Origin of the sequence: Rhizobium sp. BK418 (assembly GCF_004341105.1) — a bacterium.
Taxonomy (GTDB): Bacteria; Pseudomonadota; Alphaproteobacteria; order Rhizobiales; family Rhizobiaceae; genus Rhizobium.
The window spans coordinates 322,630-345,656 of the sequence record NZ_SLZK01000002.1 but is presented as its reverse complement, the minus strand read 5'-3'; the positions used below and the strand labels follow the sequence as shown (position 1 = coordinate 345,656).

21 protein-coding genes are annotated in these 23,027 nt (G+C 59.5%); 13 read left to right on the top strand and 8 right to left on the bottom strand.

Annotated elements, in window-relative coordinates; all coding sequences use genetic code 11:
- Nucleotides 1–33: 33 nt before the first annotated feature.
- On the bottom strand, nucleotides 34–1,848 hold the full coding sequence (gene mutL / locus EV281_RS07710; RefSeq protein ID WP_132652477.1) for a DNA mismatch repair endonuclease MutL: 1,815 nt from the start codon (nucleotides 1,846–1,848) through the stop codon (nucleotides 34–36).
- Nucleotides 1,849–2,031: 183 nt separating this feature from the next.
- On the opposite strand from mutL, the gene EV281_RS07705 reads away from it, so the two are divergent.
- Nucleotides 2,032–3,750 carry a response regulator gene (locus tag EV281_RS07705; protein ID WP_132652475.1) on the top strand — a complete coding sequence of 573 codons (1,719 nt, stop codon included), beginning with the start codon at nucleotides 2,032–2,034 and terminating at the stop codon, nucleotides 3,748–3,750.
- 127 nt (nucleotides 3,751–3,877) lie between these two features.
- Nucleotides 3,878–5,245 (top strand): EAL domain-containing protein, encoded by a 1,368-nt coding sequence (locus EV281_RS07700; RefSeq protein ID WP_132653210.1) that lies wholly within the window; start codon nucleotides 3,878–3,880, stop codon nucleotides 5,243–5,245.
- Nucleotides 5,246–5,312: 67 nt separating this feature from the next.
- Here EV281_RS07700 and EV281_RS07695 read toward each other — a convergent pair whose 3' ends face one another.
- From EV281_RS07695 to EV281_RS07675, 5 genes are all read right to left on the bottom strand, one after another.
- On the bottom strand, nucleotides 5,313–5,930 hold the full coding sequence (locus EV281_RS07695) for a PRC-barrel domain-containing protein (protein ID WP_132652474.1): 618 nt from the start codon (nucleotides 5,928–5,930) through the stop codon (nucleotides 5,313–5,315).
- A 221-nt stretch (nucleotides 5,931–6,151) separates the two neighbouring features.
- Nucleotides 6,152–7,039 carry an SMP-30/gluconolactonase/LRE family protein gene (locus tag EV281_RS07690; protein ID WP_132652472.1) on the bottom strand — a complete coding sequence of 296 codons (888 nt, stop codon included), beginning with the start codon at nucleotides 7,037–7,039 and terminating at the stop codon, nucleotides 6,152–6,154.
- A 4-nt stretch (nucleotides 7,040–7,043) separates the two neighbouring features.
- Nucleotides 7,044–7,676 (bottom strand): 2-dehydro-3-deoxy-6-phosphogalactonate aldolase, encoded by a 633-nt coding sequence (locus EV281_RS07685; RefSeq protein WP_132652470.1) that lies wholly within the window; start codon nucleotides 7,674–7,676, stop codon nucleotides 7,044–7,046.
- A gap of 14 nt (nucleotides 7,677–7,690) precedes the next feature.
- Nucleotides 7,691–8,608 (bottom strand): 2-dehydro-3-deoxygalactonokinase, encoded by a 918-nt coding sequence (locus tag EV281_RS07680; protein ID WP_132652469.1) that lies wholly within the window; start codon nucleotides 8,606–8,608, stop codon nucleotides 7,691–7,693.
- Complete coding sequence (locus EV281_RS07675; protein WP_132652467.1) at nucleotides 8,608–9,369, bottom strand: SDR family oxidoreductase; 762 nt, start codon at nucleotides 9,367–9,369, stop codon at nucleotides 8,608–8,610. Before EV281_RS07675 ends, EV281_RS07680 begins: the two co-directional genes overlap by 1 nt.
- Before the next feature lie 135 nt (nucleotides 9,370–9,504).
- Here EV281_RS07675 and EV281_RS07670 point away from each other — a divergent pair, with 135 nt between their 5' ends.
- From EV281_RS07670 to EV281_RS07610, 11 genes are all read left to right on the top strand, one after another.
- Entirely contained in the window at nucleotides 9,505–10,320 is an 816-nt protein-coding gene (locus tag EV281_RS07670; protein ID WP_245508242.1) for an IclR family transcriptional regulator, read from the top strand.
- 258 nt (nucleotides 10,321–10,578) lie between these two features.
- Nucleotides 10,579–11,310 carry an autoinducer binding domain-containing protein gene (locus tag EV281_RS07665; RefSeq protein WP_132652464.1) on the top strand — a complete coding sequence of 244 codons (732 nt, stop codon included), beginning with the start codon at nucleotides 10,579–10,581 and terminating at the stop codon, nucleotides 11,308–11,310.
- Nucleotides 11,311–11,846: 536 nt separating this feature from the next.
- Nucleotides 11,847–13,001 (top strand): Mrp/NBP35 family ATP-binding protein, encoded by a 1,155-nt coding sequence (locus EV281_RS07655; RefSeq protein ID WP_132652460.1) that lies wholly within the window; start codon nucleotides 11,847–11,849, stop codon nucleotides 12,999–13,001.
- Nucleotides 13,002–13,403: 402 nt separating this feature from the next.
- The gene (locus EV281_RS07645) at nucleotides 13,404–14,381 is read left to right on the top strand and encodes a magnesium transporter CorA family protein (RefSeq protein WP_132652458.1); all 978 of its coding nucleotides are present in this window, start codon (nucleotides 13,404–13,406) and stop codon (nucleotides 14,379–14,381) included.
- Between the two features lie 18 nt (nucleotides 14,382–14,399).
- The gene (locus tag EV281_RS07640; protein ID WP_132652456.1) at nucleotides 14,400–16,298 is read left to right on the top strand and encodes a potassium transporter Kup; all 1,899 of its coding nucleotides are present in this window, start codon (nucleotides 14,400–14,402) and stop codon (nucleotides 16,296–16,298) included.
- A gap of 201 nt (nucleotides 16,299–16,499) precedes the next feature.
- Nucleotides 16,500–17,678, top strand: a complete 1,179-nt coding sequence (locus EV281_RS07635; protein ID WP_132652454.1) for a cell wall hydrolase — start codon at nucleotides 16,500–16,502, stop codon at nucleotides 17,676–17,678.
- A 385-nt stretch (nucleotides 17,679–18,063) separates the two neighbouring features.
- Complete coding sequence (locus tag EV281_RS07630; protein WP_132652452.1) at nucleotides 18,064–18,402, top strand: AtpZ/AtpI family protein; 339 nt, start codon at nucleotides 18,064–18,066, stop codon at nucleotides 18,400–18,402.
- A gap of 61 nt (nucleotides 18,403–18,463) precedes the next feature.
- The gene (locus tag EV281_RS07625) at nucleotides 18,464–19,216 is read left to right on the top strand and encodes a F0F1 ATP synthase subunit A (RefSeq protein WP_132652451.1); all 753 of its coding nucleotides are present in this window, start codon (nucleotides 18,464–18,466) and stop codon (nucleotides 19,214–19,216) included.
- A 66-nt stretch (nucleotides 19,217–19,282) separates the two neighbouring features.
- Nucleotides 19,283–19,510, top strand: a complete 228-nt coding sequence (locus tag EV281_RS07620; protein ID WP_015338972.1) for a F0F1 ATP synthase subunit C — start codon at nucleotides 19,283–19,285, stop codon at nucleotides 19,508–19,510.
- A gap of 78 nt (nucleotides 19,511–19,588) precedes the next feature.
- Nucleotides 19,589–20,209, top strand: coding sequence for a F0F1 ATP synthase subunit B (locus EV281_RS07615; RefSeq protein ID WP_132652449.1), 621 nt, complete (start codon nucleotides 19,589–19,591; stop codon nucleotides 20,207–20,209).
- Between the two features lie 3 nt (nucleotides 20,210–20,212).
- Entirely contained in the window at nucleotides 20,213–20,704 is a 492-nt protein-coding gene (locus tag EV281_RS07610) for a F0F1 ATP synthase subunit B (RefSeq protein ID WP_132652447.1), read from the top strand.
- A 147-nt stretch (nucleotides 20,705–20,851) separates the two neighbouring features.
- Here the strand turns inward: EV281_RS07610 and EV281_RS07605 are convergent, their stop codons facing one another.
- On the bottom strand, nucleotides 20,852–21,544 hold the full coding sequence (locus EV281_RS07605; RefSeq protein WP_132652446.1) for a ribonuclease HII: 693 nt from the start codon (nucleotides 21,542–21,544) through the stop codon (nucleotides 20,852–20,854).
- A gap of 279 nt (nucleotides 21,545–21,823) precedes the next feature.
- Entirely contained in the window at nucleotides 21,824–22,981 is a 1,158-nt protein-coding gene (locus EV281_RS07600) for a PA0069 family radical SAM protein (protein ID WP_132652444.1), read from the bottom strand.
- Nucleotides 22,982–23,027: the final 46 nt, after the last annotated feature.

The following is a 23,027-nucleotide window of genomic DNA, read 5'->3' as shown; positions in this document are numbered from 1 at the left end:
CATACTCCCCGAGAGGTCCTTTTGCCAGCTTTTTCAGCTCCGGCCGAACAGCCGTTCAATATCGGCAAGCTTGAGTTCGATATAGGTCGGGCGTCCGTGATTGCACTGGCCGGAGCCCGGAGTGACTTCCATTTGGCGCAAGAGTGCGTTCATTTCTTCGGGCCGCATCCGCCGTCCTGATCGTACCGAACCATGACAGGCCATGGTCGCAGCCACATATTCGAGCTTCGCGGAAAGGCCTGAGGCCGTATCCCATTCGGCGATCTCGTCAGCGAGCTGGCGGATGAGGCCAGGCGCGTCCACTTCACCCAGCATGGCCGGCGTCTCGCGCACGGCGATGGCACCCGGCCCGAAGCGTTCGATCGCAAGGCCGAGCTCAAAGAGTTCTGCCGCATGCACCATCAGCCGGTCGCAGTCCTCCTCGGGAATGTCGACGATTTCAGGGATCAGCAGCACCTGTGAGGCGAGCCGCTTCGAATGCAGCGCCTTACGCATGGCCTCGAACACCAGCCGCTCATGCGCGGCGTGCTGATCGACGATGACGATGCCGTCATCCGTCTGGGCAACGATATAGTTTTCGTGAATCTGCGCCCGTGCTGCCCCGAGCGGATAGCGCGCCACCGGTTCAGGGGCGGCTGATTGCGGCTGCGGTGCCTGCTCGAAAACCGGTTCCGAACGTGCCGTCGGATGGACGAGCCCATCGAAGGAGGCTTGCGGTTTTTCACCGAAACCGGCTGCCGGCTGGTATGGCCGGGAAGGGGACGTTGCCGCAGACCATGGCGCCTGCGGTCGCTGTGGTGCCGCCTGGAAGCCGGGCCGGAAAGCGTGCAGCATATCGCTTGCACCCGTCGTTGCCGCCCGGCTGCCGTCGCGCGCCAGCGCCTCGCGGATGGCGCCGACAATGAGCCCGCGCACCAGTCCCGGATCGCGGAAGCGAACGTCGGATTTCGCCGGATGCACATTGACGTCCACCAGCGCCGGATCGAGCGTGATCGACAGCACGGCGACTGCGTAACGACCGGCCGGGATCGTCTCGGCATAGGCGCCGCGGATCGCCGAGAGGATGAGTTTGTCCTGTACGGGACGGCCGTTGACGAAGGCATATTGATGGGCCGAGTTGCCCCGGTTGAAGGTCGGCACGCCGGCAAAGCCGGTCAATTGAACGTCCTCGCGTTCGGCGTCGATCGCGATCGCATTGTCACGAAATTCCTTGCCGAGCACCTGCGCCATGCGCGCCAGATGATCTTCTCCGGTTGCCGGAAATTCCAGCGTCGAACGATCCGGACCTGACAGCACGAAACGCACGCCCGGAAACGCAATCGCAATCCGCTTGACGATCTCGGTGATTGCGGCAGCTTCCGCCTTCTCCGTTTTCAGGAATTTTAGCCGTGCCGGCGTGGCGAAGAACAGGTCGCGCACTTCGACGATCGTCCCCGGATTGGCGGCTGCCGGGCGCAGATGCACGATCTTGCCGCCGGCAACAGAAATCTCATTGCCTGCAGCGCTGTCACGCTTGCGGCTCGCGATGCTGAGCCGTGCCACCGAACCGATTGACGGCAGGGCTTCGCCCCTGAAGCCAAGCGTGCGGATATCATCGAGCGTATCAGATATTTTCGAGGTACAATGCCGCCGCACGGCAAGTTCAAGATCGGCGGCATCCATGCCGGAACCGTTATCGCTGACCCGCAACAGCGCCTTGCCACCGCCGGCAGTGGCGATTTCAATACGCGTCGCGCCCGCGTCGAGTGCGTTTTCGATCAACTCTTTGGCAGCGCTCGCCGGCCGTTCGATGACCTCGCCGGCGGCGATCTGGTTGATGAGCGTTTCGGAGAGCTGTCTGATGGCCATAGGCCTATTTTCGAGGATTCGTGGTCAGGAGAAAAGGGCTTTCGTCGGGCCGAAAGCAGATGGCGAAGCCTTCTCCCCCAAAATTGGGGGTCGATATCGTTAAGCGGCCTTTAAGACAAAAACGGCATTTTATTCATATACCTCCGAAAATGCAAAAATCGGACAGATATGGGATGTGAATGAATGAGTGCCGGCTTCGAAAAGACGGACACATCATCTATGGCGAATGCGATGCCGGCTGAGGCTGAGCTTCAGACGGCGCTCTTCGACGCGGTGTGCGATAGTCTTTCGGCGGCGTTCATCATCTATGACCGCAACGATCTGCTTATTTTTGCCAGCCGCCAGGTCATGGAGTTCTTTGCCGTACCCGAGGATGTTCTGCGACCGGGCACGCGGCTTCGTGATTTCCTGGGCGCGGTCTACGATACCGGCATCCGCGAGCAGACCCTCGTCCGCCAGGCGGCTTCGCTCAGCCGCGAGGACTGGTTGTCCCAACGCATTGCTTCTCATTGGCGTGAACGTTTCGAATCCGTCGAGCGCCACGGCACCGCCCACTGGGTGCGCTTTTTGAAGCGCCGCCTGCCGAATGGTTACGGCGTGACCGTCATCTCCGATATTTCTGAGGCGCGTAAGCGCGAGGAACAGTGGCGCTACGATCTGGAGCGCGTACAGCTCACCGAGGATATTCTCGACCATCTGCCGTTCCCGCTCTTCGTCAAGGATCGCAACCTCGTCTATGTCGCCGTCAACAAGGCCTTCTGCGAGAAGTACCAGACGACGGCGGACGAGGTTCTCGGTCGCAAGAGCGGTGATCTCTTTTCGCCCGACATCGCCAAGCGCTTCGAGGAAAGCGACCGCCATGTGCTGGAAACCGGCGAAATGTCGGTCTCCCGCCAGCGTCAGGTCGCCCGTGACGGCACCGAGCGCGATATCGTCAGCCGCAAGCATAGGATAGGCAAGCCGGGACGTTACTTCCTCGTCTCGACCATGCAGGACCTGCCACGTGAGGGCGACGATCTCGACGAGTTTACTCAGGCCTCCGAGATTACCACTTCCAGCAACCAGACCTATCGCCGCGCCTACGTGCCAATGCCGAACGCATCGCAGCGCCGCGAGCCGGCAGCGATGGAAGCGATCGTCCCCGAAAACTTCTCCGGCCGGAAGATCCTCGTCGTCACCTCGGATCTTGCCGCCGAGACTGCCGCGCTGCGCACGCTCGCTAAATATGGCTTCGAATCCTGCTCGGTCCGCGGCGAGGACGAGGAGGAGCGTTTCCTTGAGATCGCCAGCTCTTCCGGTATCTCGCTCGATCTTCTGATCATCGATAACCAGATGGGCATGCGTTGCCTGGAGCTTTCCGAACAATACGGTATTCCGGCCCTCGTCATGGATGGCTTTCAGATCGCCAACGAATTGACCTTTCAGATCGCCCGCCATTTCAATCGCAACGGCCGTGGCGGCGGTGCCGAGGGGAACTGGGAAATCACCACGACCGATGACCCCCCCATGGGCCTTCAGGTCCTCGTTGCCGAAGACAACGACATCAATCAGATCGTCTTCTCGCAAATCCTCGAAGGTCTCGGTTACCGCCATCTCATCGCCGCAACCGGCGAAGAGGTCGTTCGCCTGTGGGCCGAACACCGGCCGCAGATCGTGCTGATGGATATTTCACTGCCAATCTTCAACGGCTTCGAAGCCTCGCGCCTCATCCGTCAGATGGAAGAAGGGCAGGGGACGCACACGCCGATCATCGGCGTGCTGACGCAAGCCTTCGAGCGCGATCGTGCGGAATGCGCCAAGGCGGGCATGGATGACGTCATCATGAAGCCCGTCAGCCCGGATATTCTTGAAACTGTATTTCAGAGATATCTAATCGAAGAGCCGATCAGGGCGCGAAATTAAATAGAATCCGGATCAATTCCCAGATTTGGGGAATGCTTTGGGTTGTATCGCTGCCGATTTACTATCGAATTGTTAAGATTTGCCGGTCATTCTCCGCCAGGGTGTGGAGGAAAACCTTGGGTTTCGAGTGATGGTGTCGGCGGAAATACCATTCGTGATGGTAAGTCAGAACGAGCTGCAGACAATGGCCTATACCGATCCGCTGACCGGGTTGGGAAACCGGCATCGTATGCGGGACAAGGTGATGCAGATTTCTGCCGAGCGCGCCAGCGACCCGGCACCCTTCACCATCGGCATTGCCAATCTGGATAGTTTCAAGCCGATCAACGATCTCTTCGGCTCTGCCGCCGGCGACGAAATCCTGTGCCAGGTCGCTCATCGCCTGAAGGCCTGCATCCCCGACGGGGCTCTCGTGACCCGTCATGAAGGCGACGAGTTCGCCTTCATTCTGCCGCTGGTTTTCGAGCGCGCCAGTGCCGAAAAATTCGGTCAGATGATCCGCGAAGTCCTGTCGGCGCCCTATGATCTCGGCGACCGCAACGTGCGCCTTTCCGCTTCCTTCGGTTTTGCGATTTATCCCTTTGCCGGCGAGGATTGCGACGAGCTTTTGAAAAGTGCCGAAACAGCGCTCTATCGCTCCAAACGCCGCGGTCGCGGTCAGATCACTGTTTATTCGCGTGAGATCGCGCAGGAGATGAAGCGGGCGACCCAGCTCGAACAGGCGCTCAGAAACGCCATCATATCAGACGCGATCGACGTGCATTTCCAGCCAATCGTCTCGCTCGCCAACAATCAGGTGGTAGGCTTCGAGGCGCTTGCACGCTGGAACGATCCTGATCTCGGTTTCGTCTCCCCCGGCGTCTTCGTGCCGCTTGCCGAAGAGCGCGGTTTCATCGATGCCCTGTCGGAAGCGCTGCTGCGCAAGGCTGCCGAAGCCGCACTTTCCTGGCCGCGCGAGCTCTTCCTGTCCTTCAACCTGTCTTCGGCCCAACTCATGGATCCGGGGACAAGCAGCAGCATTCTGTCGATCCTTGGTCGAGTCGGTTTCGATCCGCACCGTCTCGAGCTGGAGATCACCGAGACGGCTGTGATGGGCTCTGCAGATACCGCTCACCGGATTCTCGCCGATCTCAGGGCTGCCGGCGTACGCATTTCGCTGGATGATTTCGGTACCGGCCAGTCGAGCCTCGGACGCTTGCGCGATTTCATTTTCGATAAGATCAAGATCGATCGCGCCTTTGTCTCGCGGATCAATTCCGATCGTGCCTCCGAGCACATCATCAAGGCGATCCTTGCTATGTGCGAAGGCCTCGAACTGGAAGTCGTGGCCGAGGGGATCGAAGATTATTCGGAAGCGGTCAAGCTGCGCATGCTAGGCTGCGGGATGGGGCAGGGCTACCATTTTGGCAGGCCCGCTGATGGCATCGCCACGCTGCGGTTCCTGCACGAGAACTACTGTTACGATATCAACGCGACGGAACGTGTCAGCGCTTAGCAGCAGAGGCAAAAACGACGGCGCCCTCAAGGGACGCCGTCGCCTACGCTTTTACTCACCATACGAGTTACTTGTTGGTGGTCGAACCCGTCGCGGTATTGTCCGTCGGCATGCCAGTACCGGTTGATGCCGGAGCCTTTTCAGCTGACTGCATGGCCAGTGTCTTGAATTCGGGAGCAGCCTTCAGTGACTCGGCAGTCTCCGTGGTCGTCAGCTTGACGGAGCCGTCCTGCGTATTCTGTGCGACGGTGATCTTTGCAATCGGAACGGCGACATTCTTTTCGCCGATGCCGAGGAAGCCGCCGACACCGATCACGGCTGCAACAAGGCCGCCGTCCTTCTTCATGATCAGGTCGTTGACCTTACCAATGCTCTCATTGTTGCCGTTATAGACCGATTGGCCGATATAGGTGTTGGCGCTGATCTGGTCCGCGGCCTGCTGCGTCAGATAGCTGCCGCTGCCTGCCTGAGCTGTATCTGTGCTCGGTGCCGGGGCCGGAGCCTGTGCTGCATTACCGGCAGGCGCCATCGGTTTTGCTGGCGCCGGGGTCGCATCGGAGGGTGCAGACTGCGTTGGGGCAGCGGGGTTGGCCGGTTGCGGTGCCGTCTGCGAAAATGCCGCCGGCGCGAAAGCCGTGGCAAACAAGGCGCCAGCGGCGACGGTCGTCAGAAGTTTGCGTGTCATTTCGAACCTACCTTTCGGTTGCTTGCATAATCTCTGGCCCGGCAGCGCCCGTTTTGCAGACATCCTGCCGCGCGGTCCGAAAGTGAAATGACCGATACGCCTATTGGTTCCGGACGAAGACACGGAAAATTTTACGATTTTCACGGAACTTTGTCCGGAAACCAGCTGGAAAAGCAAAGGCGCCCCGCAATGGAGCGCCTTCTGAATTCCAGGCCTTGCCCTCAGATCACATAGGCCGGATCGAAAATGCCCTTCACGGTGATTCCGAGTTCGAGTAGCGCGCCTGCGCTCGGCTGGGCGGAGCGGGCATCCTCGTCCAGCCCTTCCCAGGCCGTCGTCACCACAAGTCGGTCAGCATTGGCGCCGATGAAGGCGGGGCAGGAAGGTTGCGCGGCCGGGACCTTGTAGCGAGCGATACGCAGACCATCGGGGCTGTAGCGGTCGACGACGCCGGCGCCCCAGCGGGCGTTCCAGATATAGCCGTCGGCATCACAGACCGAACCGTCCAGCCCGCCGGGTTCGTCCATGCTGTCGACCATCACGATCGGCTCGCCAGTGGGAAGACCGGTCTGTGGGTCGACCATGACGCGCATGAGGCGACTGATGCGCGTGTCGGTGAAATAGCCGATCGTCCCGTCGGGCGAAAAGCAGATGGAGTTCGGAATGCTGATGCCGCTGAAGATCTTCGTCACCTTGCCGCCAGCCACGTGATAGATCGCGCCCGCCTGGTTCTCGGCGCGCTTGCTCATCGTGCCGATCCAGAGCGAGCCCGACGGATGCGTCCGACCATCATTGGAGCGGTTTTCCGGCTTGTCGTTTTCCAGCGCCGCATAGAAGGTTAGGTTCCCGCCGGCGATATCCCGCACGAAAAGCCCCTCTTCTGTCGCCAGCAACTGGCGGCCGGAATCGATACGAGCCAGCACGCTTGCCATCATTGGCAGCGGATGCACCTTCTTTTCGTCGGTCGAAAGATTAAGCTCGTGAAGCTCCTTACCGAGAATATTGAACCACCAGACGGTATCGGTAATGGGATCGTAGGTGGGGCCTTCACCGAGAACCGAATTGGTATTGCAAAGTGTTTTGCCCTCGAATTCATAAATATCAGTCATATGACTACGCTCCTATGGCTGCGTCATAGGCTAAGATGGTCGCCTTGGCGCGCTCGGCAACCTCTGCGGCAGTCATTCCCGGTTTGTAAATGCTGGTGCCGAGGCCGAAGGCGAGAATGCCGGCCTTCGTGTAGTCGGAAAAGTTCTTGTCCGACACACCACCGACCGCTGCAATGACCAATTCCGGCGGCAAAATGGCGCGGATTGCGGTGATGCCAGAAGGGCCGAGAACGCTGGCAGGGAAGAATTTGAGGCCGGTCGCACCCGCGCGGGCCGCCTGCAGAGCTTCCGTCGGCGTGAAGACCCCAGGCATGGTCACCATGCCATAGTCGCGGGCGCGGATGATCACATCGGGTTCGACATTCGGTGTCACCAACAGCTGGCCGCCGGCATTATGAAGGCTGTCGACTGCATCCGTGGTCAGAACGGTGCCGGCGCCAATGAGTACCTCGGCCGGCACCATCTTGGCGGCGATCTCGATGGACTTGAAGGGCTCAGGCGAATTGAGCGGGATCTCGATCGCCGTTAGGCCGTTTTCGATCAACGCACCGACCACGGCTTCGGTTTCCTCGGGCTTGATGCCGCGCAGAATGGCAATCAGCGGACGCTTCATATCGGGGAAGGGGATACGGTTCATAGGAAATGTCTTTCTCAGTTCGGCCAGATGGCCTTGGCAGCAGCCGAAAGGCCGCCGCGAACGGCAGCATCGGCATCGATCGCGTTGAAGGATAGGGAAAGCGTGCGGAAGGCCAGCTCGTAGAGCGCCTGCAGGCGTCCGGAAGCGACGAGGGTAATCGCCGTATCCCTGCTGGCATCCTGCAGCGCGCCGGCGATTTCGAGGCCGATCAGTGTGCCCGAGAGTTTTGCCTGGGCGGCGGCGGCCGAAATACCGTGCAGAAGCTGGCCGGAACGGGCGGTGAAGATCAGGTTGGAGGCGAGTGCGGGCCGTTTGAAGGCTGCGGCGACCGCTGCCTCGAAGGCGGCCGCATCGGCCGGCTGATCCTCGGCGCCGGCGACCGCATGCATGAGGATCGTATGTTTGGTGATGGCGTCGAAAAGCTCGCCCGTCATGAAGGTGGAGAAGCCGGTGACCTTGTCATCGCTGACATGCACCCACTTCGAATGCGTGCCGGGCATGCAGACAGCCTGGGTTCCCTCGCTGTCAGGCCCCAGCGCGCCGAGAAGCTGAGTTTCCTCGCCGCGCATGACATCGGGTGTAGCCGCATCGCGCTGCGCAAGGCCTGGCAGGATCCGCACGTCTCGGCGTTCGCCTGGCACGGAGACTGCTCCTGACAGGATCGAGGAAAGCGAAGCCGGCACATCGATATAACCGGCCTCCACCCAACCCTGCCGCGCGCCCGCCATGCCGCAGACGATAACCGGCAGATCGGCTGGCGCATCGACTGCCGCAAGATGTCCTTCGAGAACCTGAGAAAAGCCGGTCTTGGCCGCGGTCGTCATGCCCTCGCTGCTGCGGCGCTCAGCGAGTATGCTGCCGTCGGTACCGATAAGCCAGACCCGGAAGCTGCTGGTGCCCCAGTCCACCGCGACATAAGCGGGAATTGCCATTAAAGAACGCCTCCATCGATGATTAGGGACTGCGCGGTCATCCCGGCGGCGCAGTCGGATGCAAGGAAAAGAGCCGGACCGACGATCGCATCTGCCTTCAAGACTACTTTCAGGCATTGACCCTGCATGGAGCGGGCAATGCTCTCCTCCGTCAGCCACAGCTTCATCTGCCGTTCGGTCACCACCATGCCCGGCAGGATGCAGTTGACGCGGATATTCTCAGGCCCAAGCCTTCCGGCCATGCTTTTCGTCAGGCCGATTACCGCGGCTTTCGCGGCCGCATAAGCGGGAAAGACGCCCATGTTCAGCTTGAAGGCGATCGATGACATGTTGATGATCGCTCCGCCACCGGCCTCCCGCATCGAAGGTGCAACCGCTTGCGAGGTGAAGAAGACATGGCGCAGATTGACCGCCTGGTTATTGTCCCAATATTCCTCGGTCACGTCATTGAATTCGTGCCGGTCGTCCCAGGCGGCATTGTTGACGAGCACCCGGATCGGTCCGGATTTTTCGACGACCTCTGTCACGGTACGCCTGATGGCATCGATGTCGCGGAGATCCGCGTGATAGAAGGTCACCGGATGCACATTCTCTCTCGAAAGCCGTTCCGCCAGTTCCCGGCTTTCAGCCTCGGCAATATCGAGGAAGGAGACCTTTGCACCTTGTCTTGCGAAGCCCTCGACGATACCGGCGCCAATCCCCGAGCCGCCGCCGGTTACCAGCACCGTGCGGTCCCTGAATTCGGGGAATTGTGCAGACATAGTATTCACCGTCTCTCCTCCCGGTATTCGAAAAATTCCATTATTTGGAACTTTATTTGACTATGTGGAATTATCGAATTAGGCTGCCTTTCCTGTCAAGGGGCAGGAAAGGCGATGATATCAGGCGGCGACCGCATGGCCCAGGTAGACGATAATGATGATGCGTCGCGTGACGCGAGCACGCCGCGTGATACCGGCACGCTCGGCAAGCTGATGGTGCTGCTCGATCTCGTCACCCATTCCGATGCTCCCTTGCGGTTTACTGATATCCTCGCGCTTGCGGGTCAGCCGCGCGGCACGCTGCACCGCCAGCTCGGCCATCTCGTGGAGGAGGGGCTTCTTGAAATCGATGCCGAGGGGCGTTACGCGCCGGGCCTGCGGTTGCTCGATCTCGCCTCGCGCAGCTGGGCACGCAACGAATTCCGCCTGATTGCGGCACCACATCTGGCCGCCTTGCATCGGGAGACAGGCGAGACTGTCCATCTTGGTGTGTTGCGCGGCTCCTCCATCATCTATCTCGACAAGGTCGAAGGGCATCAGCCGGTGCGCATGTATTCACAGATCGGCAATGCCTCACCCTGCTATTGTACCGGTGTTGGCAAGGCGGCCCTTTCGGTTTTGACAGCCGACAAACTTTCCGAACTGCTTCGCAGCCTGCATTTCAACCGTTTCACCTCGGCGACGCATATGAATGCTGAAACCTTGCTGGCGGAGATCCGCGATATTGTCTCTGTCGGTCACGCCTACGATCGGGAGGAGCACGAGGCGGGTATCCGCTGTGTTGCTGCTCCCATCTGGTCGGACGACCGATCCTTCATCGGCGGGGTCTCTGTCACCGGCCCCGCTTATCGCCTGTCGATGGAACTTCTCCAGGCATGGGCCGTTCCGGTTCAAATGACCGCGCGGAAAATCATGGACGAGATGCGCATCCGCCTCGGTCCACGGCGATGATGCCAATTTGACGATGGTCAGTTGCTGGACGTCCATACATAGCATGCTTATGATAAGTGTGTTATTGAGATTTGACGGCGAATCACGCCAACTGGGGTCGTCCGCGAAATCATCGACAATTCACCGGCCGAACGCGCTGCCCGCCGAGGCTGAATCCTATTGATCTGACGGGCGTTGTGTAACCCACCTGTACCTGACCTTTTTCCATACAGGCTGCCAGCGGTTTACCCAAAGCCCGGCTCGAAGGCGAAAAATCTGATGGCAAGCTTACCGCAAACTTCGGTGGAAGACGCCTATGTCCAGGAGGTCGCCAGTCTCAAGACCCAGTTCGACATCTTCCGCTTCATGAAACGGGTGACTGAGGCCTATCGCAGCCGGGCCTTCATGGTTTTGAACCTGCCGCCGATCACCTCCTTCGATCTGCAGGGCAATACGATCATCACGAGCTGGCCGGCAGAATTGTTATCCATCTACGATCAGGAGGGGCTGATGATGAACAGTCCGGTCCTGCGGAGACTGCGCACGTCGACCTTGCCGTTCTTCTACGACACAGCACGCGCCAACTGGCCGCGTGACGATGGCAAATCGGGCCTTGTTGCCACCCTCTTCGAACGCTTCAAAATGATGCGCTGCGCCTATTTTCCGACGCATGAACCGTCGGGCGCGCGGGGCGCGGTCTCCTTTGCCGGTGATCGCGAACCCTTTACGCCGGCCGAGATGCGCGAACTCAGCTACATCTCCATTCATGTCTTCGATCGACTTGCCGAGATCCGCAACCTCGATACACGCATGACAGACACGTTGACGGATCGCGAGATCGATTGCCTCAACTGGACGGCGGCCGGCAAGACCAGCGCCGAGATTGCCGAAATTCTCGATCTCTCGGAACATACGGTCAATCATTATCTGAATCGCGCCACCAAGAAGCTGGATACGGTCAACCGCACGCAGGCTGTTGCCAAGGCCCTGCGCATCGGCCTCATCAAGTAACGTGTAGCCAGCCTAAATTAACGTCAGCAACCGCTGGGCTGCTCAAAATCTGAGCGTACATTCCTAATTCGGCTGCCCAGATTGATAATTATCATCCTTTTTCAGCAAATTTCGCAGCTGGCACGCTTCCTGCATCGGTCCTGGCAGAGGTCCAGAGGGGACTTTGAAAACAGCGCCAGTTCAACGGTGCGACCGACATGCCGCCGCCTGACATCGTTGCCGCTTTCCCGGTATTTCGATATCAGCGGCGGTTGTTGCGTTTAGGCAACCGCGTTTAGCCGCTGTTCCGAAACCGCACGATTTCTTCAAATTTTTACTGGCCTTTTTTTCAGCTTGCGCTAACTCGCCCCGAATTGCGTCGGTTCTCGGGGAGTCCGTTGCGGTCATCAGGGTGAAAGCCCGGCGGACTTGATGGCCGCAACGGAAAGAGAACCCGCTGCCATTCCATTCGATGGGAGATTTTTTGCGCCGCCCGATTTTGTTTGGCGAAGCTGCCACCCTCCACTATTTATGCGGGGAAAAGCAGTGAGGATGGAATGACCGAGGTCACCAAGGAACAGGTTCTGGAAACGCTGAAGACCGTGCGCGGGCCGGATCTGGAGCACAATATCGTCGAACTCGGCATGGTGTCCGACGTCTTCATCTCCGATGGCAAAGTCTATTTCTCCATCACCGTACCGGCCGAACGCGCCCAGGAACTGGAGCCGATGCGGCTCGCTGCGGAGCGTGTCATCAGGGAAATGCCAGGCGTGAAAGGCGCGCTCGTGGCGCTGACGGCTGACAAGAAAGCCGCCGCCAATGCACCTGCAGCGCGACCCGCACCCCAGGCGAGCCAGAGCCATCACGGCCACTCCCACGCGCCGCAGCAACAGCAGCCGCGCACGGCCAAGATCGGCGTTCCAGGCATCGGCGCCATCATCGCCATCGCATCGGGCAAGGGTGGTGTCGGCAAGTCAACAACGGCCGTCAATCTTGCCCTCGGTCTGCTGGCGAACGGCCTTCGTGTCGGGATCCTCGATGCCGATATCTACGGCCCCTCCATGCCGCGCCTTCTAAAGATTTCCGGCCGTCCGACTCAGATCGACGGTCGCATCATAAACCCCATGGAAAATTACGGCCTTAAGGTCATGTCGATGGGCTTTCTCGTTGATGAGGAGACCGCGATGATCTGGCGCGGGCCGATGGTTCAGTCCGCGCTGTTGCAGATGCTGCGTGAAGTCGCCTGGGGCGAACTGGATGTTCTCGTCGTCGACATGCCGCCCGGCACCGGCGATGCCCAGCTTACCATGGCCCAGCAGGTGCCGCTTTCCGGCGCCGTGATCGTCTCCACGCCGCAGGATCTGGCGCTGATCGACGCCCGCAAGGGACTTAATATGTTCCGCAAGGTCGAGGTGCCGGTTCTCGGCATCGTCGAGAACATGAGCTATTTCGTCGCGCCCGACACAGGCACGCGCTATGACATCTTCGGCCACGGCGGCGCCCGCAAGGAGGCCGAGCGTATCGGCGTACCCTTCCTTGGCGAAGTGCCGCTGACCATGAATATCCGCGAAACGTCCGATGCGGGAACGCCGCTTGTCGCCTCCGATCCGAATGGCACCGTGGCCGGAATCTACCGCGCCATCGCCGCCAAAGTATGGGAGCAGATCGGCGAAAAGCCGCAGCGCGAAGCGCCCGCCATCGTCTTCGAATAGCGAATCACTTGGCCGTTTACCCCAAATTGTGGGGGAAATGAGATGAAAAGGCGCAGTTCACGTAAGGTGTCTTGATTATTCTCCGGGTTTGCTTCATATGCGCGCCGGCGTCATGATGGCGCGTCTGCAAATGCTCTGCGATGGCCGCCTGTCGATGAAGGTTACGGCCTTACTGCATATTCGGGGTTGACTTGTCGATCGAAGGATTGGTGACTGCGATGCGGTGGAGCGACCCGACCGGAAAGGCCGTATATGGCCGGAGTTGTATGAACTCTTTTTATCTGCTTCCGTTACGATCGATGCCGCGCGCGCCTGGCCCCGTCGCGCTCGCGACCGCATGGATGGGCTTTCGATGAAAAGGATTAGGATGGCCGGGCGTTGCCGGCGCCGGAGATGCGGACTGTGATCACCGCATACTGTTCCAACTGCAAATCGATCGAGATTCGCGACCTAGCGAATTCTCCGGAGTTTCCGGCGGATGTGGTATGGATCGACATGGTCGAACCGACTCGCGAGGAGGAACTGCATGTCGAGAAGATCCTTGGTATCGAAGTGCCGACCCGTGACGATCTCAGGGCGATCGAGCCGTCGGCGCGCCTCTATGTCGAAAACAACGCAGTTTATATGACGGCGTCTCTGATATGGAAGGCTGAGACGGAAGCTCCAACCCTGACGGACGTCGCCTTCATTCTGGCCGGCGACCGGCTGGTGACCATCCGCTATGCCCATCCGAAGTCTTTCGCGCTTTTTATTGCTGCTCTGCATCGCATACCCGAGCAATGGCGCAGTGGTGCTGCTCTTCTCGCCAAGCTTCTGGAAACGATCGTCGACCGCACGGCCGAAGTTCTGGAAGTCTCGGTGTCCCGGCTGGACATTCTGTCGGTCCACGTCTTCGGCGATCGCGCCAGGAAGATACGCAAGCCCTCGAACTACCTCGAAGAGAAGCTGAAGGACATTGCCGGCCATCACCGCATGATCAGCAAACTGCGCGACAGCCTCGGTTCGCTCTCGCGCCTTCTCACTTTCTTCTACACGATCCCTGCCGTGCAGCACGACCAGGAGACCAAGGAGCTTTGCCGCACGGTTTCGCGCGACATCCAGTCGCTTTCGGAACACGCCTCCTTCGTCGCCGGCAATATCACCTTTCTCCTCGACGCCTCGCTCGGCCTCATCAACATCGAACAGAATGCCATCATCAAGATATTTTCCATCGCTTCGGTCGTGTTCTTGCCGCCGACGCTGGTCGCCTCCATCTATGGCATGAATTTCGAGTTCATGCCGGAGCTGCACCTGAGCGCGGGCTATCCCTACTCGCTGGGCCTCATGGTGATCTCCGCCGTCATTCCCTTCTTCTTTTTCCGCTGGAAAGGCTGGCTCTAAGGAGCCTGTAACTGCTTCATGTCCGAAGAAAGCCATTCTCACGAGCGTCACCTAGGGCCGCGCAAGCTCTTCTATCTTGCGCTGGGCTCGGTAGGCGTCGTTTACGGAGATATCGGCACGAGCCCGCTTTATGCGTTCCGCGAAGCGCTGAAGCCGGTCGCCCACGATGGTCTCACCCGTTTCGAGGTCATCAGCCTTATTTCCCTGATGATCTGGGCGCTGACCATCATCGTCACCATCAAATACGTGCTCTTCCTGCTGCGCGCCGATAACGATGGCGAAGGCGGCACTCTATCGCTGTTGGCCCTCCTGATGAAGACCGCCAACGGCCACACTGCCCTGCTGATGCTGCTCGGCCTGATGGGCGCGGCGCTCTTTCTTGGCGATGCGATGATCACCCCGGCGCTTTCGGTGCTTTCGGCCGTCGAGGGTCTGAAGCTCGTGACCCCGAGCCTGACGGATTATATCGTGCCCATATCTGTGGCGATCCTGGCATTGCTCTTCGTCGTGCAGTCGCATGGCACGGGTGCCGTCGCCCGCTTCTTCGGTCCAATCATGGCGCTCTGGTTTCTCGTCATGGCCGCTGCCGGCATCGCTCATATTTCAGATGATTTCGGCATTCTCGCCGCCTTCAATCCCTATTATGCCGTCAGTTTCCTGCTGCATGAGGGTTTCTACGGTGTCGTCGTTCTCGGCGCTGTCTTCCTGACCGTCACGGGTGCGGAGGCGCTATACGCGGACCTTGGTCACTTCGGTCGTCGCCCGATCCAGTGGGCGTGGTTTGCCCTGGTCTTCCCGTCGCTCACGCTGAACTATCTGGGGCAGGGCGCGCTCGTTCTCGGCAATCCGGCGGCAATGTCCGATCCCTTCTATCTCATGTATCCGCAGTGGGCGCTGCTGCCGGTCGTCATTCTTGCGACCGCCTCCACCATCATCGCTAGCCAAGCCGTCATAACGGGCGCTTTTTCGCTGGTGCGCCAGGGGATCAACCTCGGCTTCTTGCCGCGCATGGAAATCCTCTTCACGTCCGAGACCAATACCGGGCAGATCTTCGTGCCCTCGGTCAATGCGGTTCTGTTCTTCGGAGTCATCTTCCTGGTGCTCGGCTTTAAGACCTCCGATGCGCTGGCCACCGCCTACGGTATTTCGGTCACCGGCGCGATGGTCGTCACTTCGGTCATGGCCTTTGAGTTCGTCCGCGTCCGCTGGAACTGGTCGCTGCCGGTCACCATCACGGCGCTATTGCCACTGGTCGCCCTGGAACTGGTCTTCCTTGGCGCCAACCTCCTGAAGATCCATGACGGTGGCTACATCCCGATCATGATCGCGACCGCTTTCACCGTCATCATGTGGACTTGGCGCCGCGGTACGGCGATCCTGACGGAAAAGACTCGCCATACCGACATTCCGCTCGCCTCTTTCGTGAGCTCCATCGAGCGCAAGAGTGAGCATTCGCCGGCCCATGTTCCGGGCACTGCGATCTTCCTGACCAGCGACCCGGATTCCGCACCTGCCGCGCTGCTGCACAATCTCAAGCACAACCACGTGCTCCATGATCGCAATGTTATCCTGACGATCCGCACGGTGAACAAGCCGCGTGTCTCGCCACAGGAGCGCTACAAGGTGGAGCAGATCTCCGAACGATTCTCCCGCGTCGAGCTGCTGTTCGGCTTCATGGAATCGCAGAACGTCTCGCAGGCGCTGGCCGCGCTGCGCAAGACCGGCCTGAAATTCGATATCATGACGACGTCCTTCTATCTCGGTCGCCGCAAGCTGGTGCCCGATGCCAAATCCGGCATGCCCTATTGGCAGGACCGCCTCTACATCGCGCTCGCCAATGCGGCCGCCAACCCCTCGGACTATTTCCGCCTGCCGGCCAACCGCGTGGTGGAACTGGGTTCGCACGTCATCATCTGACGAGAAGGAAGGAGAGGGCACGATTTCGTCCTCTCCCATTCCTGTGATAGGCACACAATGAGATGCTCCATCTCATGAAAACGTCAGCGGCATCAGAGCAATATCTTCATGGGCATATTCCGGCACAGGTCGTTAACCAGCTATCAAGGTTAATGCGAGATTTTCTTGGGACTGTCCTGCGTCCCATGCCTGGAGTCCGCGTTGCGTCGAAATGGCCGTTCCCGCAGCAAGCTGCGTCTCTTGCCCCAGAACTGGGTTTCTCCCGCGATCTTCGGCGTTGCCGGATGGCTGATCTTCCCGAGCGTCGCTTCTCATGCAGATCTCGCCACCATGCTTGCCGGTCTCGACAATGATGGCGAAAGCTGGCGCATGGTTCTGACCAACTCGCCGGCCGGCTCCATTCATCAGGCCGAACTCGCATTTGCCGATCCCGCTGTCACCGGTTCGATCGCTGCCGGTGCCGGTATGGTGTTGCCCGATGGCCGCAAAGTTGCATTCATTGCCGGCGAGAAGGGCAATGAGGCGATCCCGGATGAGGACCGCGTCAACCGTAACGCCAAGAAAGGCCGCGTCGTTGCCGTGGAAAAGGTGCAGCCGCCGAAGGATTTCTCGGCCGGTTCCATCCTCGAACGCACCAAGCTTCTTTTCCGCCCTGTCTTCGACCTCAAGGAGAAGTCGGCCTTCGTGAAGCCAGCGATCAAAGGCAAGGAAATCGAGATCGCCACGGCCTTCTATAAGAAGCAGCCGGTTCCGCAGCAGGACGATGCCATACCGGCCGTGCTGGCAAGTCTGGTGACCAGCGACAAGGCGGATGTGCTGGCAACGGCCTATGCGCCTGCCGCGCCGGATTATTCTCGCCAATCGCCTTTCGATTCGATCTTGACCGACAGGGAGGAAGGCCGTTTCGTCCCGCAGATCGGCCCGAAGGATCATGCATGGGCTGCAAGCATCCTCCCGCCCAGTGTCTTTTCCGCCCGCGAACAGCAGTGCCTAGCGTCAGGCATTTATTTCGAGGCGCGTGGCGAATCTGTGAAAGGGCAGGCAGCCGTTGCCCAGGTCATCCTCAACCGGGTCCGCAATCCGGCCTATCCCAAGACCATCTGCGGCGTCGTTTACCAGAACGAGGACTGGCGCAACCGCTGCCAGTTTTCCTTTGCCTGCGACAACATCAAGGACCGCGTGAACTCGCAATATCACTGGCGCGTCGCCCGCGATGTGGCCATGGCCGTGACCGCCGGCAGGATCTGGCTGCCACAGGTTGGCTCGGCGACGCATTACCATGCTGTCTATGTTAGGCCGAATTGGGCAAAGACCATGGAAAAAGTCGGCCGCATTGGTATGCATGTATTCTATCGCACCTACGGTGGTGGCTGGAGCTAAAGAATGTCGCGCGAAAGTTTGCAGCGGTCTTGCGATAACGACGTGCCGAAAACAAAAGCGTAAAGCGTGGAATGCGAAACCGAAAGACCGCGACACGCTTAAGGCAAAAGGGTCGCTGATTGCCAATTTTTCGCCGTCCTGACCCATTCGAAAGCGGATTCTTTCGGAGAAATCGGGTTCACGCAACAAAGTTCCGCTTAAGTATTTGATTTCTGATGGTTATTTTATGGCTGGACACAAGCTTCCTACGCCTTGACTATGCTAATCCCTAAAACTATGTTGCGCGCGACTTCAGAACGGGCCGGAAGGTTCTTTAACCTTTGCGTCCGTGGTTCGGAAAACCGGGGTAGCGGGATTGCGGGCGACGGAAGCGGAGGAGAGCACGATGGCGGATGACCGCGAAGAAAGTCTTGAGCAGCGCCGTCGGCAGCTGGAAGCGGAACTTGCCTCCAAGCGTGTCGATGACAGGAAGGAAGAGGCGCGAGAGGCCAACGCCGAGCAGAGCCGCAAAGGTTATGCCCAGGCGATGAAGCTCTCGAGCGAATTCATTTCCGCCATCATTGTCGGTGCTGTGCTCGGCTATCTCCTCGACCGTTTTGTCGGCACGGCGCCTTGGGGGTTGATTGTTCTTCTGCTTCTTGGATTCTGTGCTGGCGTGCTGAATGTACTGCGTGCTGCGGGGAGGGTCTCCCAACCCCTGGATCGCAGGCCGCCTGAGAAATAGGGACCGCTCCCGGTCCAGTGCAATTTCCGCCTCTTGGCGGGTCAAAGAGAGAGAACAACCGGTGTCAAACGATCCGACTCATCAGTTCCAGATCTTCAAGATTGTGCCGATCGAGATCGGCGGGATTGATTTCTCGTTCACCAACGCATCGCTCTTCATGGTGGCTTCGGCCGCTGTCGCCGCCGGTTTTCTCTATTTTTCGACCTCGAACCGGGCCATCATTCCTGGCCGTTCGCAGTCGCTGGCCGAAATGTCCTACGAGTTCATTGCCGGCATGCTGAAGGAAGGGGCGGGCACCAAGGGAATGAAGTTCTTCCCGCTGGTCTTCTCGCTCTTCATGTTCGTGCTGACGGCAAACCTGCTTGGTCTGTTCCCGTATTTCTTCACGGTCACCAGCCAGATCATCGTCACGTTTGCGCTGGCGATCCTCGTCATCGGCACAGTTCTCGTCTACGGTTTCTATAAGCACGGCTTCCACTTCCTGAATGTCTTCGTGCCATCGGGCGTGCCGGGCATTCTGTTGCCTCTGGTCGTCGGGATCGAGATCATTTCCTTCCTGTCCCGGCCAATTTCATTGTCGGTTCGTCTTTTCGCTAACATGCTCGCCGGTCACATCACGCTGAAGGTGTTCGCAGGCTTCGTCGCCTCGCTTGGAGCCCTTGGTGCCGTCGGTGTCGGCGGAGCCGTTCTTCCTCTCTTGATGACGGTCGCCCTGACCGGTCTCGAGTTCCTCGTTGCCTTCCTTCAGGCTTACGTCTTTGCGGTACTGACTTGCATGTACCTCAATGACGCGATCCATCCAGGCGGGCACTAAGGATAACGACAGCGACGTCAAAGGGCGTCAGTCAATCGCCGCAACAACCATTTAAAGGAGTTCAACATGGACGCGGAAGCAGCAAAGTTCATCGGTGCAGGTCTGGCTTGCTTTGGTATGGCCGGTACGGCTCTCGGCCTCGGCAACATTTTCGGTAGCTACCTCTCCGGCGCTCTGCGCAATCCGTCTGCTGCAGACAGCCAGTTCGGCCGTCTGGTATTCGGCTTCGCCGTTACGGAAGCTCTGGGCATCTTCTCGCTGCTCGTCGCTCTCCTCCTGCTCTTCGCCGTTTGATACCGGTGGATTGATGGATCACGGCCTGCGAACAGCGAGCCGTGATCCTTTGCATTTGCAGTACACCTGGAGGTGAGCATGTTTTTTGTGACCCCGGCCTACGCTGAAGAGGCCCCGGCGGGAACCGCGACGGATGCGCACGCCGCTCCGGCTGCCGGCGAGGTCCATACCGAGACCGGCGTCCCCGAAGGCGAGCACGCGCGCGGACCTTTCCCGCCTTTCGATTCGACGACCTACGCTTCCCAACTTCTCTGGCTGGCGATTACGTTCGTCATCTTCTATCTGCTCATGCAAAAGGTCATCGCCCCGCGCATCGGCGGCATCATCGAGCAGCGTCATAGCCGTATCTCGCAGGACGTCGAAGAAGCGGGCCGTCTGAAGGCCGAGGCTGACGCCGCTGTCGCGACCTATGAAGGCGAACTCGCCGCTGCCCGCGCCAAGGCAAATTCGATCGGCACTGCCGCTCGTGACGCTGCCAAGGTCAAGGCTGAGGAAGATCGTCGTGCGGTCGAGGCAAGCCTGAGCGAAAAGCTGAAGGCTGCCGAGGCCCGTATCGCCGATGTGAAGGCAAAGGCTTTTGCCGATGTCGGCGCCATCGCGGAGGAAACCGCCGCAGCCGTTGTCGAACAGCTCATCGGCGGCTCTGCTGCCCAGTCTGACGTCGCCGCTGCCATTGCAGCTGCCAAGAAGGAGGCTTGATCGATGGAATTTGCTTTTGATGCAACTTTCTTCGCCTTTGTCGGCCTCGTTCTCTTCGTGGCGCTGGTCGTTTATCTGAAGGTTCCGGGCATGATGGCAAAGTCGCTCGACGACCGCGCCGATCAGATTCGCAACGAGTTGGCAGAAGCCAAGCGCCTGCGCGAAGAAGCCCAACACTTGCTCGCTGAATATCAGCGCAAGCGCAAAGAAGCTGAAGCTGAGGCTGCTCACATCGTAGCTGCAGCCGAGCGCGAAGCCGAGATGCTGACTGCGGAAGCGAAGAAGAAGACGGAAGAATTCGTTGCCAACCGTACGGCTCTGTCAGAGCAGAAGATCAAGCAGGCCGAAGTCGATGCGATGAAGGCCGTTCGTTCTGCTGCCGTCGATCTCGCTATCGCAGCCGCTGAATCGGTTATCGGCAAGCAGGCCGATTCCAAGATCCAGTCCGAGCTTTTCGGTAAGGCTGTTGGCGAAGTGAAAACCCGTCTGAACTAAGCTTCAACTCAATAGAATTAGAGAAGCCCCGCTCAGCGGGGCTTTTTGTTTTGTATGTGTTGGTGTCTCGCCTGATGCGACAGGCTGTCGATGATGGGCTTGCAAAACGCAATAGTCCGGTCAGGAGATACGAGGTCGCGACCGGAACTACTCGTTGAGCATCTCTCCGTTCACCTCGACCTCCACGCCATCTTTGCGGAGTGGCCGGAAGGTCATTCGGTGCAGCGAACACGGCCCGTGTTTCTCGATACCGGAACGATGCTGTGCCGTGCCATATCCGACGTGCGCTGCAAAACCATATTCGGGAAATACGAGATGCGCCCGAGCCATCATCCGGTCGCGCGTTACCTTGGCGACGATGGAAGCTGCCGCAATCGAGACAGAGCGCGCATCCCCCTTCACAACGGCCTGACCCGGGCATGCGAGCCCAGTCGGCACGTCGAGCCCGTCCGTCAGTACATAGCTTGCCTGTATGGCTAGGCCGCAGATCGCACGCCGCATGGCATCGAGGCTCGCCTTGCGGATATCGGTCTCGTCGATGCGAGTGGAGCTGGAGGAGGCGATGGAAACCGTCGCGGTTGCCAGGATCTGCGTAAACAACTCCTCGCGCCTCTGTACCGAAAGCTGCTTAGAGTCGTTCAGGCCCTCGGGAATGCGTTTGGGATCGAGAATGACAGCTGCGGCAACAACAGGGCCGGCAAGCGGTCCGCGTCCAGCCTCGTCGGCGCCGGCAACAGGCCAGTGGCCGGCCTTGCGGGCCTTCAGCTCCAGCCGGAAATCCGGCACGAGAGGAACCTCTTCGAAGAGCAGAGGAGAATCGGGTGACGTGCGATGTTTCATGCGGTTGAAACTCGCACGCCAACCCGATTTCCTGCAAGCCCCCGGATCAGGGCGGCGACGGCCGGGGGCGGTCCGGCGGATGGGTGCGGTCAAGGCCATCCGCGGGAATTGCGTAAGGCAGAAGACGCAGGGCAGGTCTTCTTCACGCCTTACGCAAGCTCACAAGCAATTCCAGCAAAAGTGCGCAGCGGTTTTTGCGTCTGGAATTGCGCAAACAGAGAACCAATTCAGCAAAAGTGCGCAGCGGTTTTGCGTCCGGAATTGCATGAAGGCGATCAGTCAGAGCAGCGAAAGCTGCACGCCGCTGCCATTGGGCGGCACAAAGAGGTCGTCGCTCAGGGCAAGGCTTCGACGGGTCAGCCCCAATCGTTTTGCCGCCATTTCGAAGCGACGGGCGATCTGCCAGGCATAGGGACCAGTACCCTTCATACGCTTACCGAACTCGGCATCATAATCCTTGCCGCCGCGCATCGAGCGCACGAGCGACATGACATGGCGATAGCGGTCAGGATAGTTCTGCAGCAGCCAGTCACGGAAAAGCGGGCTCACTTCGAGCGGCAACCGCAGCAGCACATAGCTTGCCTCTTCTGCGCCTGATGCCTTGGCGGCCTCCAGAATACGCTCCAACTCGTGATCGTTGAGTGCCGGGATCATTGGCGCTGCCATCACCGTCGTGCGCACACCGGCCTCGGAAAGCCCGCGGATCGCCTCCAGCCGGCGCGTCGGGGTCGCGGCCCTCGGTTCCATGAGGCGCGCGAGCTTGCGGTCAAGCGTGGTCACCGAAATGCCAACACGAACGATGTTCTTTGCCGCCATCTCCGAGAGGATGTCGAGATCGCGCAGGATCATCGCCGACTTGGTGACGATAGCAACCGGATGATTCGCCTTATTCAGCACTTCAAGAAGTTGCCGCATGATGCGCCACTCCTTCTCGATCGGCTGATAGGGATCAGTATTGGTGCCGATCGCAATGACGCGCACTTTATAACCGGGCTTGGCGAGCTCCCGCTCCAGAAGCTTCGGCGCATCCGGCTTGGCGAAGAGCTTGCTCTCGAAATCCAGCCCAGCTGAGAGACCCATATAGGCATGCGTCGGCCGAGCAAAGCAGTAGATGCAGCCATGCTCGCAGCCCCGATAGGGATTGATGGATCGGTCGAAGGAAAGATCCGGGGACTCGTTGCGGGTAATCGCCGTACGCGGCTTCTCGATCTGCACATCCGTCTTGAATGGCGGCAGATCCTCGAGCGTCTGCCAACCATCATCGAAGGTCTCCCGCTGCATCGGCTCGAAGCGACCGCTCGGATTCAGCCCGGCGCCGCGGCCGTGCCGCCTGTCAACCTCGATGCGCAGCCCCGAGGCCGCGATCATCGCGTCGGCAATATCCGCTGTATTGGCAGGCGCAAATGCGGCCTGCCCTGCAAGGGACTGTGGTCTCATCGGATTCTCCAGCGGCGGAAAACGCTCGGCTCCGCTCGTTTTGATG

Coding starts and splice junctions, on each gene's coding strand:
- EV281_RS07630 (WP_132652452.1), top strand. CDS start 18,064: ATGGCGGATGACCGCGAAGAAAGTCTTGAGCAGCGCCGTCGGCAGCTG.
- EV281_RS07705 (WP_132652475.1), top strand. CDS start 2,032: ATGAGTGCCGGCTTCGAAAAGACGGACACATCATCTATGGCGAATGCG.
- EV281_RS07685 (WP_132652470.1), bottom strand. CDS start 7,676: ATGAACCGTATCCCCTTCCCCGATATGAAGCGTCCGCTGATTGCCATT.
- EV281_RS07615 (WP_132652449.1), top strand. CDS start 19,589: ATGTTTTTTGTGACCCCGGCCTACGCTGAAGAGGCCCCGGCGGGAACC.
- EV281_RS07690 (WP_132652472.1), bottom strand. CDS start 7,039: ATGACTGATATTTATGAATTCGAGGGCAAAACACTTTGCAATACCAAT.
- EV281_RS07670 (WP_245508242.1), top strand. CDS start 9,505: ATGGCCCAGGTAGACGATAATGATGATGCGTCGCGTGACGCGAGCACG.
- EV281_RS07665 (WP_132652464.1), top strand. CDS start 10,579: ATGGCAAGCTTACCGCAAACTTCGGTGGAAGACGCCTATGTCCAGGAG.
- EV281_RS07620 (WP_015338972.1), top strand. CDS start 19,283: ATGGACGCGGAAGCAGCAAAGTTCATCGGTGCAGGTCTGGCTTGCTTT.
- EV281_RS07655 (WP_132652460.1), top strand. CDS start 11,847: ATGACCGAGGTCACCAAGGAACAGGTTCTGGAAACGCTGAAGACCGTG.
- EV281_RS07600 (WP_132652444.1), bottom strand. CDS start 22,981: ATGAGACCACAGTCCCTTGCAGGGCAGGCCGCATTTGCGCCTGCCAAT.
- EV281_RS07675 (WP_132652467.1), bottom strand. CDS start 9,369: ATGTCTGCACAATTCCCCGAATTCAGGGACCGCACGGTGCTGGTAACC.
- EV281_RS07680 (WP_132652469.1), bottom strand. CDS start 8,608: ATGGCAATTCCCGCTTATGTCGCGGTGGACTGGGGCACCAGCAGCTTC.
- EV281_RS07695 (WP_132652474.1), bottom strand. CDS start 5,930: ATGACACGCAAACTTCTGACGACCGTCGCCGCTGGCGCCTTGTTTGCC.
- EV281_RS07605 (WP_132652446.1), bottom strand. CDS start 21,544: ATGAAACATCGCACGTCACCCGATTCTCCTCTGCTCTTCGAAGAGGTT.
- mutL (WP_132652477.1), bottom strand. CDS start 1,848: ATGGCCATCAGACAGCTCTCCGAAACGCTCATCAACCAGATCGCCGCC.
- EV281_RS07610 (WP_132652447.1), top strand. CDS start 20,213: ATGGAATTTGCTTTTGATGCAACTTTCTTCGCCTTTGTCGGCCTCGTT.
- EV281_RS07640 (WP_132652456.1), top strand. CDS start 14,400: ATGTCCGAAGAAAGCCATTCTCACGAGCGTCACCTAGGGCCGCGCAAG.